General features: G+C 32.9%; 14 protein-coding genes and 2 tRNA genes. 7 read left to right on the top strand and 9 right to left on the bottom strand.

From position 1 onward, the window contains the following. Positions 1-77: 77 nt before the first annotated feature. The 7 genes from AC1RRN_RS21180 to tgt all read right to left on the bottom strand — a co-directional run bounded on the left by AC1RRN_RS21180 (position 78) and on the right by tgt (position 8,098). A complete protein-coding gene (locus tag AC1RRN_RS21180; RefSeq protein WP_492969215.1) occupies positions 78-869 on the bottom strand; it encodes a sensor histidine kinase in 792 nt (263 codons plus the stop codon). A gap of 783 nt (positions 870-1,652) precedes the next feature. Next, a complete protein-coding gene (locus AC1RRN_RS21175) occupies positions 1,653-2,033 on the bottom strand; it encodes a hypothetical protein (protein ID WP_492969214.1) in 381 nt (126 codons plus the stop codon). A 135-nt stretch (positions 2,034-2,168) separates the two neighbouring features. Next, entirely contained in the window at positions 2,169-3,713 is a 1,545-nt protein-coding gene (gene dnaB, locus AC1RRN_RS21170) for a replicative DNA helicase (protein WP_492969213.1), read from the bottom strand. A gap of 140 nt (positions 3,714-3,853) precedes the next feature. Continuing rightward, positions 3,854-4,807: an acetyl-CoA carboxylase carboxyltransferase subunit alpha gene (locus AC1RRN_RS21165; protein WP_026984040.1), complete on the bottom strand. Its 954-nt coding sequence runs from the start codon at positions 4,805-4,807 to the stop codon at positions 3,854-3,856. A gap of 111 nt (positions 4,808-4,918) precedes the next feature. Further along, positions 4,919-5,806 (bottom strand): DMT family transporter, encoded by an 888-nt coding sequence (locus AC1RRN_RS21160; protein WP_492969212.1) that lies wholly within the window; start codon positions 5,804-5,806, stop codon positions 4,919-4,921. After that, positions 5,793-6,881 carry an LptF/LptG family permease gene (locus tag AC1RRN_RS21155; RefSeq protein WP_492969211.1) on the bottom strand — a complete coding sequence of 363 codons (1,089 nt, stop codon included), beginning with the start codon at positions 6,879-6,881 and terminating at the stop codon, positions 5,793-5,795. The genes AC1RRN_RS21160 and AC1RRN_RS21155 overlap by 14 nt, the downstream gene beginning before the upstream one ends. Positions 6,882-6,967: 86 nt before the next feature. Beyond that, complete coding sequence (gene tgt, locus AC1RRN_RS21150) at positions 6,968-8,098, bottom strand: tRNA guanosine(34) transglycosylase Tgt (RefSeq protein ID WP_042567354.1); 1,131 nt, start codon at positions 8,096-8,098, stop codon at positions 6,968-6,970. A gap of 420 nt (positions 8,099-8,518) precedes the next feature. Here tgt and AC1RRN_RS21145 point away from each other — a divergent pair, with 420 nt between their 5' ends. The 3 genes from AC1RRN_RS21145 (at position 8,519) to AC1RRN_RS21135 (ending at position 10,948) form a co-directional block, all read left to right on the top strand. Next, entirely contained in the window at positions 8,519-8,818 is a 300-nt protein-coding gene (locus tag AC1RRN_RS21145; RefSeq protein WP_492969210.1) for a hypothetical protein, read from the top strand. Positions 8,819-9,068: 250 nt separating this feature from the next. Beyond that, positions 9,069-9,920: a transketolase gene (locus AC1RRN_RS21140; RefSeq protein WP_492969209.1), complete on the top strand. Its 852-nt coding sequence runs from the start codon at positions 9,069-9,071 to the stop codon at positions 9,918-9,920. A 74-nt stretch (positions 9,921-9,994) separates the two neighbouring features. Next, positions 9,995-10,948, top strand: a complete 954-nt coding sequence (locus AC1RRN_RS21135; RefSeq protein WP_492969208.1) for a transketolase family protein — start codon at positions 9,995-9,997, stop codon at positions 10,946-10,948. A 223-nt stretch (positions 10,949-11,171) separates the two neighbouring features. Here AC1RRN_RS21135 and bamM read toward each other — a convergent pair whose 3' ends face one another. After that, positions 11,172-12,353, bottom strand: a complete 1,182-nt coding sequence (gene bamM / locus AC1RRN_RS21130; RefSeq protein ID WP_492969207.1) for a BamM family beta-barrel-assembly machinery protein — start codon at positions 12,351-12,353, stop codon at positions 11,172-11,174. 79 nt (positions 12,354-12,432) lie between these two features. On the opposite strand from bamM, the gene AC1RRN_RS21125 reads away from it, so the two are divergent. Together AC1RRN_RS21125 and AC1RRN_RS21120 are read left to right on the top strand one after the other, a co-directional pair. Next, complete coding sequence (locus AC1RRN_RS21125; protein WP_492969206.1) at positions 12,433-12,822, top strand: RNA-binding S4 domain-containing protein; 390 nt, start codon at positions 12,433-12,435, stop codon at positions 12,820-12,822. 76 nt (positions 12,823-12,898) lie between these two features. Further along, positions 12,899-13,399, top strand: a complete 501-nt coding sequence (locus tag AC1RRN_RS21120) for a phosphoribosyltransferase domain-containing protein (protein WP_492969205.1) — start codon at positions 12,899-12,901, stop codon at positions 13,397-13,399. On the opposite strand, the gene AC1RRN_RS21115 is transcribed toward AC1RRN_RS21120, so the two are convergent. Continuing rightward, on the bottom strand, positions 13,391-13,909 hold the full coding sequence (locus AC1RRN_RS21115; RefSeq protein ID WP_492969204.1) for a shikimate kinase: 519 nt from the start codon (positions 13,907-13,909) through the stop codon (positions 13,391-13,393). The genes AC1RRN_RS21120 and AC1RRN_RS21115 overlap by 9 nt on opposite strands. Before the next feature lie 126 nt (positions 13,910-14,035). Between AC1RRN_RS21115 and AC1RRN_RS21110 the strand changes: the two genes are divergently transcribed. Together AC1RRN_RS21110 and AC1RRN_RS21105 are read left to right on the top strand one after the other, a co-directional pair. Continuing rightward, positions 14,036-14,108, top strand: a tRNA-Lys gene (locus tag AC1RRN_RS21110). A 40-nt stretch (positions 14,109-14,148) separates the two neighbouring features. Beyond that, positions 14,149-14,221 (top strand) — tRNA-Lys (locus tag AC1RRN_RS21105). The last annotated feature ends 1 nt before the right edge of the window (position 14,222 follow it).

Raw genomic sequence — 14,222 nt, 5'->3', positions numbered from 1 at the left:
TACAAAATATGAATTAAAAATCATCTCAATAACCTTTATATATTGGTTAAAAAACTGATTTATTTTCAAATATTAACTTAAAAAGTAAAAATTACAGAAATACCTTTATTAAATTGAGAATTTATTTTGATAGTACCATTTAAAAAAGAAATTCGGCTGTCAATATTCTTCATCCCTAAACCTTTTTGATTATTAGTATTTTTACTATCGAAACCAATACCGTTATCTTCGTAATTACAAGTGTCAACATTTGCAATATTTTTAAAAGAAATCCAAATTTCAGTAGCCTTTCCATGTCTTAATGAATTATTCATTAATTCCTGTAAAATTCTAAAAATATGCAAATGACGATCAATTTCCTTATCATCAAAATCAATTTCATTTTTATAATAAACCTTAACCGATTTACTACTTTCAAATTCTTCACATAATTCTTCTACACCAGCATTAAGTCCAAATTTTTCAAAAACAGGAGGCAATAAATTATGAGCAATTTTTCTAGAATTTTCAAGTGCTTTAGTGGTTAAGCTAATGATATTTCCTGTGATTTCATTTGTTTCTGCTTCTGTTAAGTTTGGTGCAGAAAGTAAATGTGTATTTAAAGAAACAATATTAAGTTTAGAGCTAATATCATCGTGAAGATCTTGTGCAATTCTTTTACGTTCTTCTTCCTGGGTCACAATAACAGCATGCAATTGTTCTCTTTGAAGATAAATTTCTAAATCCTTTTTTTCTAATTCTTTTTGGGTAATCTTTTTTCTGGAGAAATAAAAAAACAAAACCAGAACAAGTCCCATTAAAATGAATGACACACAACTAAATATAGCCGTAGCAACAATTTCTGATTCTGTAATTGAATTAGGGCTCATATAAATCTTAGATTTTTACTTTCATTCATATATAAATTTCAAAATCAAATCTCATTTATAATTTGATTAAATTTTAAAGATTAAAACAAATCTCTATCAAAACTTACATTCAGATAGAGATTAAATTTAATTTTAAAGTTCTTTAATTAATACTACTAACTTTTTTATAATAATTTACTTTCCATTCATATAATATGAATAAATAATAAACAATAATAAGAATCGCATTAAGAATCCATGTAATAAAAGTGAATTTTGCACTAAACTTTATAGTTAAGTTACCAACTAAAAATAAAATTGTACTACCAAATAGATACAACAAAATTCCCATATTGATAAAATAAAACTCTTTCTTTTCGTCCAACATATTGTAAAAATGGAATGTTGCATAAATTATCAGCAAAAATGATGTAATAAAAATTTCGTATAAATTGAATCTAAGAAACAACTCAGGTTTTAATCCATATTGAACTGCTAATGTTAATAAAACTAGTACAAAACCTATCTTAATTGTTTTTTTTTGAAACTGATCTTTCACCAATCTTAAATAAAACAAGCTTAATATTATAAACTGTCCAATAAAATAAAAATGGGACATAAATAAGTTATTATTATACAATATCATCAACACATTCGAAATAAGTTCAACACTAACAAGTAGTAATAAATAAGCTGTAAATATTTTATAGCTCTTTCCTTGTTTAAAAAAACCTATGGCATATAAAATAAAGTTTAGCGCCAAAAGAGTATATCCGAAATTTACAAGAAATACACGCATTTAAATTATTGGTTCATTGGACTGCTATCATCTCCAGTAGCAGGAGGGCTTGGTTGTGCAAAATCATAGATTCCGTCACCTCCACCATATTCTCCTTTAAGTCCGTCACGAGGAACAAGATCAACATAAATACCCTTTTCCTCATCGTATCTGGTACCAACAATCATTAAAGTTTGTAAACCATCTTCATTAATACCGATATAAGCTCTAGCCGCGTCAATACCTTCTGCTAAAACTTTTTCTAAATTGTACTTCGGAATTAAATACGAATCAACTTTTTTCTTTCTTAAATCGTCATCAGTTGCTTTCTTCCATTTTGCAACCCATTCTTGCGCTTTCTGTAAAGGAATTTCTGTGTCTTTTTCAGGTAATCTTTGATCTGCCATAATTTTTAAATTTGTTTTTGGTTATGTTTTAATATTGCAATATTTGTTAATTGCCCCGCTAAACTACTGAATTTTTGTTAACATTTTAACAATTGTTCATAAAAAAAGCCTTAAAAAAAGGCTTTTAAATTTTTATTAAAACGGAACATCACTATCATCATCGTCATCATTGAGATTGCTTCCAAAAGCTTCATTGGGTGATGGTAGGTTTTTAGTGATAAACGGATTATCATCATGATTCATTTTAGAAGGTAAATCGTCATAGCTACCAGAAAAATCGTCAAGATTATCAAATTTTCCAAGGTGTCCCAAAAATTTCAAACGAACGTTTTCAATACCACCATTACGGTGTTTAGCGATCATAATCTCTGCCTGACCTGCTGTTGGCGAAGCTTCATCATCATCCCATTCATCAATTTTGTAATACTCTGGTCGGTATAGAAACGAAACAATATCGGCATCCTGCTCAATTGCTCCAGATTCACGAAGATCCGATAGCAAAGGACGTTTACTTGATCCACGGGTTTCAACCGCACGTGATAACTGAGAAAGCGCAATTACAGGAACATTTAACTCTTTTGCCAGTGCTTTTAAGTTTCGGGAAATTGTCGAGATCTCCTGCTCACGGTTTCCTCCTCCTTTAGAATTTCCTCCGGCAGTCATCAATTGCAAATAATCGACAATTACAATTTTAATTCCGTGCTGCGAAACCAAACGACGACATTTTGCTCTTAAATCAAAAATAGAAAGTGATGGTGTATCATCAATAAACAGAGGAGCTTTTTCTAAGTTCTTTACTTTGGTACTCAACATGGTCCATTCGTGAGGTTCTAATTTACCAGTACGTAATTTCTCTGATGACAAACCTGTTTCTGATGAAATTAACCTCGTAATTAACTGAACCGAAGCCATCTCCAGAGAGAATAAAGCTACCGGATGTCCATAATCAATGGCTATATTTCTGGCCATTGAAAGTACAAAAGCCGTTTTACCCATCGCCGGCCTTGCTGCAATGATAATTAAATCACTCGGTTGCCATCCTGAAGTCAGTTTGTCCAAATTAGTAAAACCGGTTTCAACACCACTTAAACCTTCTTGTTTAGAAATTTCTTCAATACGCTTCTTAGCCTGCAAAACCAAACTTTGTGCAGTTTCAGAACTACGTTTAATATTCCCTTGTGTTACTTCATATAATTTTGATTCAGCCTGATCCAACAAATCAAATACATCTGTTGTTTCATCATAAGACGCTTCGATAATTTCAGATGAAATTCTAATTAAACTCCTTTGAATAAATTTTTGAAGAATAATACGTGAGTGAAATTCGATATGTGCCGAAGAGGCAATTTTTTGTGTAAGCTGAATTAAATAAAAATCTCCTCCTGCTAAATCTAATTTTCCATTTTTTTTCAATTGAGCCGAAACCGTCAACAAGTCAATTGGCTGTGTATCGGTAAAAAGTTGAACGATCGCTTCAAAAATAAATTTATGTGCATCTTTGTAAAACGCATCGGCTTGTAAAATATCAATTACATCATCTACCCCTTTTTTATCAATCATCATTGCCCCAAGTACAGCTTCTTCTAAATCAAGTACTTGCGGAGGTAATTTTCCTTTTTCTAAATTAATAATTGTGGTTTTATCTACCTTTACAGGATTTATGTTTTTGAAATTTTCCATATAGCGAAAGTAGCAAAATTTAAAAAAAAATTGCTATCGAGTTATAACTATTAATTGTTTATAAATAAGATTTTTTTGTTCATAACCAAAAAAAAATCCGAAACTGTAAGGCTTCGGATTTTAATCAATCTTGTAAGAATTTACTCTTTATACTCGCCCATATTACTGTATTTGTCCATTCTTTGGGCAATTAAGTCGGCTGTTGATAAGTCTTTCAATTCGTTATATCCTTTGGTAATATATTCGGCCACTGTTTTAAAAGTTGTTTCGCGGTCATAGTGCGCTCCTCCTAGTGGTTCTGGAATAACATCATCAACTAACTTTTGTCTTTTCATATCAGATGAAGTCAATTTTAAAGCATCGGCAGCACGTTCTTTGTACTCCCAGCTTTTCCATAAAATGGATGAGCAAGATTCTGGAGAAATTACAGAATACCAAGTATTCTCTAACATATAAACTTTATCTCCAACACCAATTCCTAATGCTCCACCTGAAGCTCCTTCACCAACGATGATCGTGATAATTGGAACTTGCAAACGTACCATTTCAAAAATGTTTCTTGCAATAGCTTCTCCTTGTCCTCTTTCTTCAGCTTCTAATCCTGGATATGCACCCGGAGTATCTACTAAAGTTAAAACCGGAATTCCGAATTTCTCTGCCATTTTCATCAAACGCAAAGCTTTACGGTATCCTTCAGGATTTGCCATACCAAAATTACGGTATTGACGTGTTTTTGTATTAAAACCTTTTTGTTGACCAACGATCATAAACGATTGCCCGTTTACTTTCCCTAATCCACCAACCATTGCTTTATCATCTTTAAAACCTCTGTCTCCATGAAGTTCTAAGAAAGTATCACCACAGATCGCTCTGATGTAATCTAAAGTATAAGGCCTGTTTGGATGTCTTGACAGCTGAACGCGTTGCCAAGCCGTTAGGTTTTTGTATATATCTTTTTTAGTTTGTTCTAACTTTTTGTTGATTTCTTTGCACGTTGGTGTTACATCAACATCAGATTCTTTTCCAATTATAACACACTTTTCCAGCTGTTCTTCAAGTTCTTTGATTGGAAGCTCAAAATCTAAATATTCCATGGATTTTTGAATTTTGTTTGTAAATCGAACCGCAAATATAAAAATATTATATCATTGGCACAGTTAATTGTTAGTAAAGTATCAAATTGTGATTTAAAAATAAGTAAACTATTACACTTCTTTCTTATTTTTATAATGTTTAAAAACGCCATTTAGAATAACTGTAATTACAATTATCAGGGCGCCAATATAAAATTCTGTGCTCATTTTTTCTTTTCCTCCAAGAATAAAATAAGCCAGCATAATTCCGTAAACCGGCTCTAAATTAGTCGTTAACATTACGGTATAAGGAGTTAATTTCTGCATCACTTTAACAGAAGCTGTAAAAGCATAAGCTGTACAAACAGATGCTAAAATGAGCAATAAAATCCAGTTATTTAATGACAGTGTAAAGAAATCAGCATTGAATTTTCCTTGTACTAAAAAATAAATAGTGATAAAGAAAACTCCAGCACCAAATTCATAAAAGGTAATTACAGACGGTTCATGATCTGAAATTAATTTTCCGTTCATCAATGTAAACAAAACACCTAGAATAATTGCTGCTAAGGCGTAATAAACGCCTGTAAGATATTTAATCTCAACTTGCAATATCAGAGCCAGACCTGCAATTATTACTAATCCGAAGAAAACTTCATACCATAATATTTTTCTTCCGTAAAAAAGCGGTTCTAATAAAGAGGCAAAAAACGCTCCTAAAGAGAATATCGAGAGTGTAATCGAAACATTCGAAACATGAATCGCTTTAAAAAAGAAAATCCAATGCAAAGCAATTAACAAACCAACAAAAATCAGTTTAAAAAGTTCTCTTATCGGAACCTGAAAAGACTGTTTTTTATAAACAATAAATACTCCCAAAAAAATCATGGCAAGAAGCATTCTGAACCAAACTAAATTTTCAGCATCAATCGTGATTAAAGCGCCCAAAATGGCAGTAAATCCCCAGATAAAAACAATTAAATGAAGATTTAAATAACTTTTTAAATTATCGTTTCGCATTACGTAATAGGTAAACTGCTAAGATTCCAAAAACAATATTGGGAAACCAAACAGCTAATAAAGGTGAGAAAGTAGATTTTTCGGCAAGTGTACCAAAGATTTTATCAAAAAATACAAAAGAGAAAGCAATTGCAATTCCGATAGCTAAATTGGTTCCCATACCTCCGCGTCGTTTCATCGATGAAACAGCAACGGCAATAATAGTAAGAATGAACGCAGAAACCGGTACGCTATATTTTTTATAAAGAACAACTAAGTAGGTATTAATATTTCCTGAACCCCTTTTTCTTTCTTTATCAATAAATTTATACAATTTACCAAGGCTTAAAGTCTCAGCAATATAAACTACAGGTGTCAGATCTTCCAGTTCGAATTTAAAAGGAATGTGTTTTTCAGGGCTTTTTTCGATTACATCATTCAATTCATCAACAGTTCTCTTCGTATAATCATACAATATATAGGTTTTCTTAACCGGATCCCATTTAATGCGGCTTGCTGTAATTTTATATTTCAACTTGTCTTTTTCAAAATGTTCTAATGAAAAATTGAAAGCTGTTTTAGATTCTTCCTGAAAACTATTTACGAAAATGAAATCATTATCATTAATTTGTCTGTAAACATTGGTGTTTTCACCACGCATCAGCTCTTTTCCGTTTCCTTTTAAATAAGTATATCTAAAATTATTAAAGCCTTCACTTGCAGCAGGAACAATAAAAAATCCCATTAAAAGCACAAAAACAGAAACAATAGTTGCTCCAATAATATAAGGCCTTAAAAAACGCGTAAATGAAATTCCCGAACTTAAAATGGCAATAATTTCAGTATTATTAGCCAACTTCGAAGTAAACCAGATTACTGATAAAAATAAAAATATCGGAAATAAAGAATTAGCAAAATAAACGGTGAAGTTGTAATAATAGATCGCAATATCCATAAACGGAATCTTGTTTTCCAGCATTTTATTCACCTTTTCAGAAACGTCAATTACAATTCCGATCGGAATAAATAACAGCAACATCACAGAGAAAGTGGCTAAATATCTTTTTAAAATATACTTGTCTATTATTGTCAGCATATATTTTTTGTTTCAAGTTTCAGGTTTCAGGTTTCAAGTTACATACAGCAACTTGAAACCTGAAACCTGAAACAATTTTAAACTTTCTAAAGTCTTTGACTCATATTTTTAACCATCATTTCTTTCCATGGTCTAAAATCTCCTGCTAAGATATGTTTTCTGGCTTCACGAACCAACCACATATAGAAACCAAGATTATGAATAGTCGCAATTTGTTTTCCTAAATATTCGTTGGCAGCAAATAAGTGACGTAAATAAGCTTTCGTATATTCAGTATCTACAAAAGTGTGTCCCATTTCATCAATTGGAGAAAAATCATCTTCCCATTTTTTATTCTTGATGTTTATGGTTCCGTTTGCTGTAAACAACATTCCGTTTCTTGCGTTACGTGTTGGCATAACACAGTCGAACATATCAATTCCTAACGCTATATTTTCTAATATATTTATCGGAGTTCCAACTCCCATCAAATAGCGAGGTTTATCTTCTGGAAGAATTTCACAAACCACTTCCGTCATTGCGTACATTTCTTCCGCAGGTTCTCCTACTGATAATCCGCCAATAGCATTTCCTTGTTGACCAGAATTCGCAATATATTCTGCAGATTGACGACGTAAATCTTTATAAGTGCTTCCCTGAACAATCGGGAAAAAAGTTTGTTCGTAACCGTATTTATAAGGTAATTTATCTAAATGATTGATACAACGGTCTAACCAACGATGTGTCATGTGCATCGAACGTTGCGCATATCTGTAATCGCAAGGATAAGGCGTACACTCATCAAAAGCCATGATAATATCAGCCCCGATGGTACGCTGAATTTCCATTACATTTTCTGGTGTAAAAAAGTGATAAGAACCGTCAATATGCGATTTAAACTTCACTCCTTCTTCCTTAATTTTTCGATTACTCGAAAGAGAATACACCTGATATCCTCCAGAATCAGTCAAAATATTACGGTCCCAGTTCATGAATTTATGTAATCCGCCGGCTTTCTCCAAAATTTCAGTCTGTGGACGTAAATATAAATGGTAAGTGTTTCCAAGAATAATATCCGGATTAATATCCTCTTTCAATTCACGCTGATGTACTCCTTTTACCGAAGCAACTGTACCAACAGGCATAAAAATAGGCGTTTCAATTACGCCGTGATCTGTAGTAATACTTCCCGCTCTCGCTTTCGATTGCGGATCTTTTTGTAATAAATCAAACTTCATCTGTTTCTTTTTTCAGTCGGCAAAGATAAGCTAATTTCAGGGAAAACTAATTAAATAGATAATTAGATAATTTGTCAATTAGATAATGGTGTAAAGAATCGAAGAGGCTGACAAAAAAACTCATAACTCATAACTCATAACTTCTAACTCATAACTTTTTTAGGGGCGTTCCCTCCGGTCGGGCTATCCACTATATCTTTTGTTCCAGAAAATATCATTGTTAATTAAGACGAGACATTGGTCACAAAAGGATATCGCTCCTATCCCTAACGCAAACACATCTTAACGTTTTTCAAGAAACAATCAAATGTAAAAGTTACAACATCTACAATAATAAAGTGTAACACCATTACAAGATTGATTTCTTAATTTTAATGAAACAGAAAAAATGAAATTAATATCCATTTAAATATAGAAATCATGATAAACTCAGAAGATAATAATCCAATTAAAGAAGACCAAATTGAAAGAAATCTGGAAAACTTAGATTATCCGGCCAATGAAGACATTTACAATCAGGAAGATAAACTGGAAGACATCGATCCCGAAGACATTTCCGGAGAAAGAACTATCAATCCGGACAATCATGAATGGAAACAAAACAGTGATAAACTCGGAAATGACTTAGATATTCCTGGTTCAGAACTTGATGACGAACAAGAAGAAATTGGTTCTGAAGATGAAGAAAATAATTTTTACAGCGAAGGAGACACAAAGTAAGCCTTTTTTGCCCCGAATTTTTTAAATTTATTTTTGCCACAAATTAAAAGATTAACACTGATTTCAAAATCATTCTAATCTTTTAATTTGTGGCAAACTTTTATATACTCTCACTAAGATTTTATTTTTTTTTCCACATCAGTAAAAAAAGGATCAGAATTTAACAATTCCGGCAAACTAAAGCAAAAAATCATTTGTCAGCCCGCAAAATAAAAATTACTTTTGCTCCAGTTTAACTTTTACATATAAAATGAAGCCTAACACACAACAATTAAGCGATTTAACTATCCAAGTAAGAAGAGATATTCTTCGAATGGTACATGCTGTCAACTCAGGCCACCCAGGTGGTTCATTAGGTTGTACTGAATTTTTGGTAACCTTATACCAAAATATTATGGACCGCAAAGAAGGTTTTGATATGAACGGAATTGGAGAAGATATCTTTTTCCTTTCAAATGGTCATATTTCTCCAGTATTCTATAGCGTTTTAGCACGTAGTGGTTATTTCCCTATTTCAGAACTTTCAACTTTCAGATTATTAAATTCTCGTTTACAAGGACACCCAACAACTCATGAAGGTTTACCTGGAGTGCGTATAGCTTCTGGATCATTAGGACAAGGTTTATCTGTAGCTCTTGGTGCTGCACAAGCTAAAAAATTAAATGGTGACAATCATTTAATCTATACTTTGCATGGTGATGGCGAATTACAAGAAGGTCAAAACTGGGAAGCAATTATGTATGCCTCTGCTAAAAAAGTAGACAACCTTATCGCAACTATCGACGTTAACGGAAAACAAATTGACGGAACAACTGACGAAGTTTTAGCAATGGGAAGCCTTCGTGCTAAATTCGAAGCCTTTGACTGGGACGTTATAGAAATTGCTGAAGGAAATAATATCGATGCAATTATTAGCGGATTAACTGATGCTAAATCAAGAACAGGAAAAGGAAAACCAGTTTGTATTTTATTACATACTGAAATGGGTAACGGTGTTGACTTTATGATGCATACACACGCTTGGCACGGAAAAGCACCAAACAACGATCAGTTGGCAAGTGCTTTAGCTCAAAACTATTCTGCAGATCAAATCGATTACTAAAAAAGCTTTAAGCTGTAAGTAGTAAGTAACAAGCTTATTGCCTAAAGCCTATTGCCTAAAGCAAAAAAACAAAAATGAAAAAATATACAAATACAGGAAGCAAAGATACTCGTTCAGGTTTTGGAGCGGGAATGACTGAACTAGGTCAAAAAAACGAAAATGTTGTAGCATTATGTGCTGATTTAATTGGATCATTAAAATTTGATGATTTCAAAAAAAATCACCCAGAGCGTTTTTTCCAAATTGGAATTGCAGAAGCGAACATGATTGGTATTGCTGCAGGTTTAACAATTGGAGGAAAAATTCCTTTTACAGGAACTTTTGCTAACTTCTCAACAGGAAGAGTTTACGATCAAATTCGTCAATCAGTTGCTTATTCTGATAAAAACGTAAAAATTTGTGCTTCTCATGCTGGTTTAACACTTGGTGAAGACGGAGCAACACACCAAATATTAGAAGATATTGGTTTAATGAAAATGTTACCAGGAATGACTGTAATCAACACTTGTGATTACAATCAAACTAAAGCTGCAACTTTAGCTTTAGCTGATCATCATGGACCAGCTTACTTGCGTTTCGGACGTCCGGTTGTAGCTAATTTTACTCCTGCTGACGAACCATTCGTAATTGGAAAAGCAATTTTGTTAAACGAAGGAACTGATGTTACAATTGTAGCAACAGGACATTTAGTTTGGGAAGCTCTTATTGCTGCTGAAGCTTTAGAAGCAAAAGGAATCTCTGCTGAAGTAATCAACATCCATACAATTAAACCACTTGACGAAGAAGCTATTCTTAAATCATTGGCTAAAACTAAATGCGTTGTAACTGCTGAAGAACACAACATCCTTGGGGGTCTTGGAGAAAGCATCTCCAGAGTATTAGCTTTAAACACTCCTTCTCCACAAGAATTTGTAGCTGTAAACGACAGTTTTGGTGAGTCTGGAACTCCAGAGCAATTAATGGAGAAATACAAATTAAATAACCAGGCGATTGTTGAAGCTGTAGAAAGAGTTATCAAAAGAAAATAATTTAAATTTTCTTACTTTATAAAAAAAACCTCGAAAGTGATTTCGAGGTTTTTTTATGCTTTGAAATGAGCCGTAATTATTTATGACGAAAGAACACAAAAACAAAACAGTCTAACACTTCTTGATTTACAACAATAAGTTATCATGAAGAGTAAGCTCACTTACTTCATAAAAAAACCTCGAAATCACTTTCGAGGTTTTATATAATATTATAAGAATAAAATTAATTCTTTTGATAAGGATAAGTTTTATCTACATGCATTCTTAAACGCGCAGGATCTGTATAATCTGCCGGTACAAATGCTCTTGAATTTGTAACAGATTCTGGTTTTGTAGGATCTGCAAGAGCTCCTGTTGGTCTTCTCGGAATACCCCAAATTTCAGATTCATCAGTATTTGGCGTACTTGGATTATCTAAAATTGGATCAAAAGGGTAATATTTACTTACTCCCGAATAGGTAGCGCCTGTTGGTTTTGTAAGTTCAAACCTTGTAGTATAACCATCGCCATCGTCATCAGCATCAACGAAATCAGCAAAAGTATCTCCATCAGTGTCATCAACTAAAGTTGCCGGAGGATTTGGATATTTCGTTTTATCCGTAAAATCATACAAATAACCATCAGGTCCAGCTGCAGCAGCTTTATTACCTACATCTTCCTGATAATCAAAAACACCATCCTGATCATGATCTAATCTTTGTAAATCATATAATTTAAAACTAAATACCAAAGGTGAATATGCTGGAATATCTGTTTTAGCAGAATCATAATAACCTAGTCCAGAAGGCAAAAACATTACACCAGCGCCAAAATCAGTATAGGTAATCACCCCATTATTAGCAGTAGTAGAAGTACCTGTTTTAAATTTCGGAAAAATCTCTGACCAGCCGTCTATTACAGGAAAAGAGCCATCTGCCCCAAGCGGATCATATGGCCATAAGAGAAATTTCCCCGGAATTCCTTCAGTTGAAGAATCGAAAACAGTTCCATTTAACAAATTACCTTTATATGAAGCTACAACCTTATCTGTATTGATAGGATTTTGCCCTTTTCCTTCTCTTAAGATCAAATAATAAACTTTATAAGTGACATCATCATTATAGACATCTCTAGTCAACAACTTAGGAAAAGTAGCACTATTAAGATAGGACATAATAGAAGGCTGCGTTGCAGGATTTGTAATCTTGCTTATAACAACATCCTGATCTTGTGGAGTACCCGGACTATTGGTAACCGTAATATAATTAGTATTTAAATATTTAACAATCGAATCATTGTCTGCTTTATATTGTACGGTATAGTCATTCAAAGGAACTACCACTGCATCATCATCATCACTTTTATTACAAGAAACCAAAGAAATACCGGCAAGCAATAAAATAAAATAATATTTAAATTTATTCATTATTGTTAATTTTTTAGGTGCGCAAGATACAATATTGATTTATTTTTGTAAAGAATTTAACTTCGATTTTAGAAAAATTATGAGAATAGATAAATACTTATGGTGCGTGCGTTATTACAAGACCAGAAACATGGTAACTGAAGCATGCAAAAAGAACCATATTACTGTAAATGGACAGGTTGCCAAGCCATCTAAAGAGGTTTTTCCAACAGATAGAATTACCTTCAGAAAAGATCAAATTACACAAATTATAACTGTACTTGACATTCCTGAAAGTCGTGTAGGTGCAAAATTGGTTGATATATATCGCAAAAACGAGACACCAGCTGAAGCTTATGCACATTTAGAATTATTAAAACTATCTAAAGAACACTATCGAAAAAGCGGAACTGGAAGACCAACCAAAAAAGACAGAAGAGATATTGACGAATATGGAAATGAGATTTTTGACGAGGATGAAACAGAGTAAATTCCAATTCAAAAAATCTGAATTCTAAAATCTAAAATCTAAAATTCTTATTCGTATTTTAGCAAAAAAATAAATCATGAGCAAAAACATCATCTTAACCAATCAGGAAATCGAACACAAAATAAAACGTATCGCTTATCAAATTTACGAGACCTTTGTTGACGAAGAAGAAGTTGTGATTGCCGGAATCGCGTCTAACGGATCTATTTTTGCCCAAAAAATTGCTTTGGCATTAAACAACATCTCAACACTTAAGGTTTCGACCTGCGAAGTTAAAGTCGACAAACAAAATCCACAATCGCCAATTCAGACTTCTTTGACTAAAGAAGAGTACCAAAACAAAGGTTTAGTATTAGTTGATGACGTTTTAAACTCAGGCACAACTTTAATCTATGCTGTTCGTCATTTCTTAGACGTTCCGCTTAAGAAATTCAAAACAGCAGTACTTGTAGACAGAAATCATAAAAAGTATCCCGTAAAAGCCGATTTTAAAGGCATTTCTCTTTCTACTTCATTATTAGAGCACGTTCAGGTTGTTTTTGATGATAATGAAGGCGATTATGCTTTCTTAAGCTAATAGCGCTTCAATATCCTGAACAGTTTCATCGACCGTTTTGTTATCAACCACAACTTTATGTTGCGCATGGTTGTAATAAAAGCTGCGATCGAATAAATGCTTTGCGATAAATTCTTTCATTTCTTCTTCATTCATATTCGCAATCAAAGGACGTTTACTTTTATTGTACACTAATCTATTATATAAAGTCTCTATAGAAGCTTTTAAATAAATAGATGTTATATCATCTCTTTGTAATAATAAATGATTATTAGCGTAACATGGAGTTCCTCCTCCTAAACCTATTATGCTATTTTCTGAAGATTGCAATAATTCGATAAACATTTGGTGTTCTAATTTTCTAAAATAGATTTCTCCATGTTGTTCGAAAATTTCATTTATAGACAAATTTGCTCTTTCTTCGATGCATTTGTCTAAATCTAAAAACGGAATATTTATAATTTTTGAAAGATTTTGGGCAATTGTTGACTTTCCGCAACCCATATATCCTAATAAGACGATTTTTTTCATTTCAATAAAACCCTATAAACTAGGGCGTTGTAGACGTTAGTTAAAAAAAGACAAATTTATAATAAAAATGCTTGCAAATAATAAAATAAACTCCTTATATTTGCACCCGCATTCAAGAAACATAATGACTCGATAGCTCAGTCGGTAGAGCACATCACTTTTAATGATGGGGTCCTGGGTTCGAGCCCCAGTCGGGTCACAAAATATGTGATTAACAACATAAGTTTCTTGAAAGCAATGACTCGATAGCTCAGTCGGTAGAGCACATCACTTTTAATGATGGGGTCCTGGGTTCGAGCCCCAGTCGGGTCAC

The sequence above is a fragment of the Flavobacterium sp. GW821-FHT11G01 genome, from assembly GCF_058808175.1.
This window is presented reverse-complemented; position numbering and strand designations above follow the sequence as displayed.

Bases quoted from the DNA above. Each gene is read 5' to 3' on its own strand.
- AC1RRN_RS21135 (WP_492969208.1), top strand. From the start codon at position 9,995: ATGAAAAAATATACAAATACAGGAAGCAAAGATACTCGTTCAGGTTTT.
- bamM (WP_492969207.1), bottom strand. From the start codon at position 12,353: ATGAATAAATTTAAATATTATTTTATTTTATTGCTTGCCGGTATTTCT.
- dnaB (WP_492969213.1), bottom strand. From the start codon at position 3,713: ATGGAAAATTTCAAAAACATAAATCCTGTAAAGGTAGATAAAACCACA.
- AC1RRN_RS21115 (WP_492969204.1), bottom strand. From the start codon at position 13,909: ATGAAAAAAATCGTCTTATTAGGATATATGGGTTGCGGAAAGTCAACA.
- AC1RRN_RS21145 (WP_492969210.1), top strand. From the start codon at position 8,519: ATGATAAACTCAGAAGATAATAATCCAATTAAAGAAGACCAAATTGAA.
- AC1RRN_RS21140 (WP_492969209.1), top strand. From the start codon at position 9,069: ATGAAGCCTAACACACAACAATTAAGCGATTTAACTATCCAAGTAAGA.
- AC1RRN_RS21120 (WP_492969205.1), top strand. From the start codon at position 12,899: ATGAGCAAAAACATCATCTTAACCAATCAGGAAATCGAACACAAAATA.
- AC1RRN_RS21125 (WP_492969206.1), top strand. From the start codon at position 12,433: ATGAGAATAGATAAATACTTATGGTGCGTGCGTTATTACAAGACCAGA.
- AC1RRN_RS21155 (WP_492969211.1), bottom strand. From the start codon at position 6,881: ATGCTGACAATAATAGACAAGTATATTTTAAAAAGATATTTAGCCACT.
- AC1RRN_RS21180 (WP_492969215.1), bottom strand. From the start codon at position 869: ATGAGCCCTAATTCAATTACAGAATCAGAAATTGTTGCTACGGCTATA.
- AC1RRN_RS21165 (WP_026984040.1), bottom strand. From the start codon at position 4,807: ATGGAATATTTAGATTTTGAGCTTCCAATCAAAGAACTTGAAGAACAG.
- AC1RRN_RS21160 (WP_492969212.1), bottom strand. From the start codon at position 5,806: ATGCGAAACGATAATTTAAAAAGTTATTTAAATCTTCATTTAATTGTT.
- tgt (WP_042567354.1), bottom strand. From the start codon at position 8,098: ATGAAGTTTGATTTATTACAAAAAGATCCGCAATCGAAAGCGAGAGCG.
- AC1RRN_RS21175 (WP_492969214.1), bottom strand. From the start codon at position 2,033: ATGGCAGATCAAAGATTACCTGAAAAAGACACAGAAATTCCTTTACAG.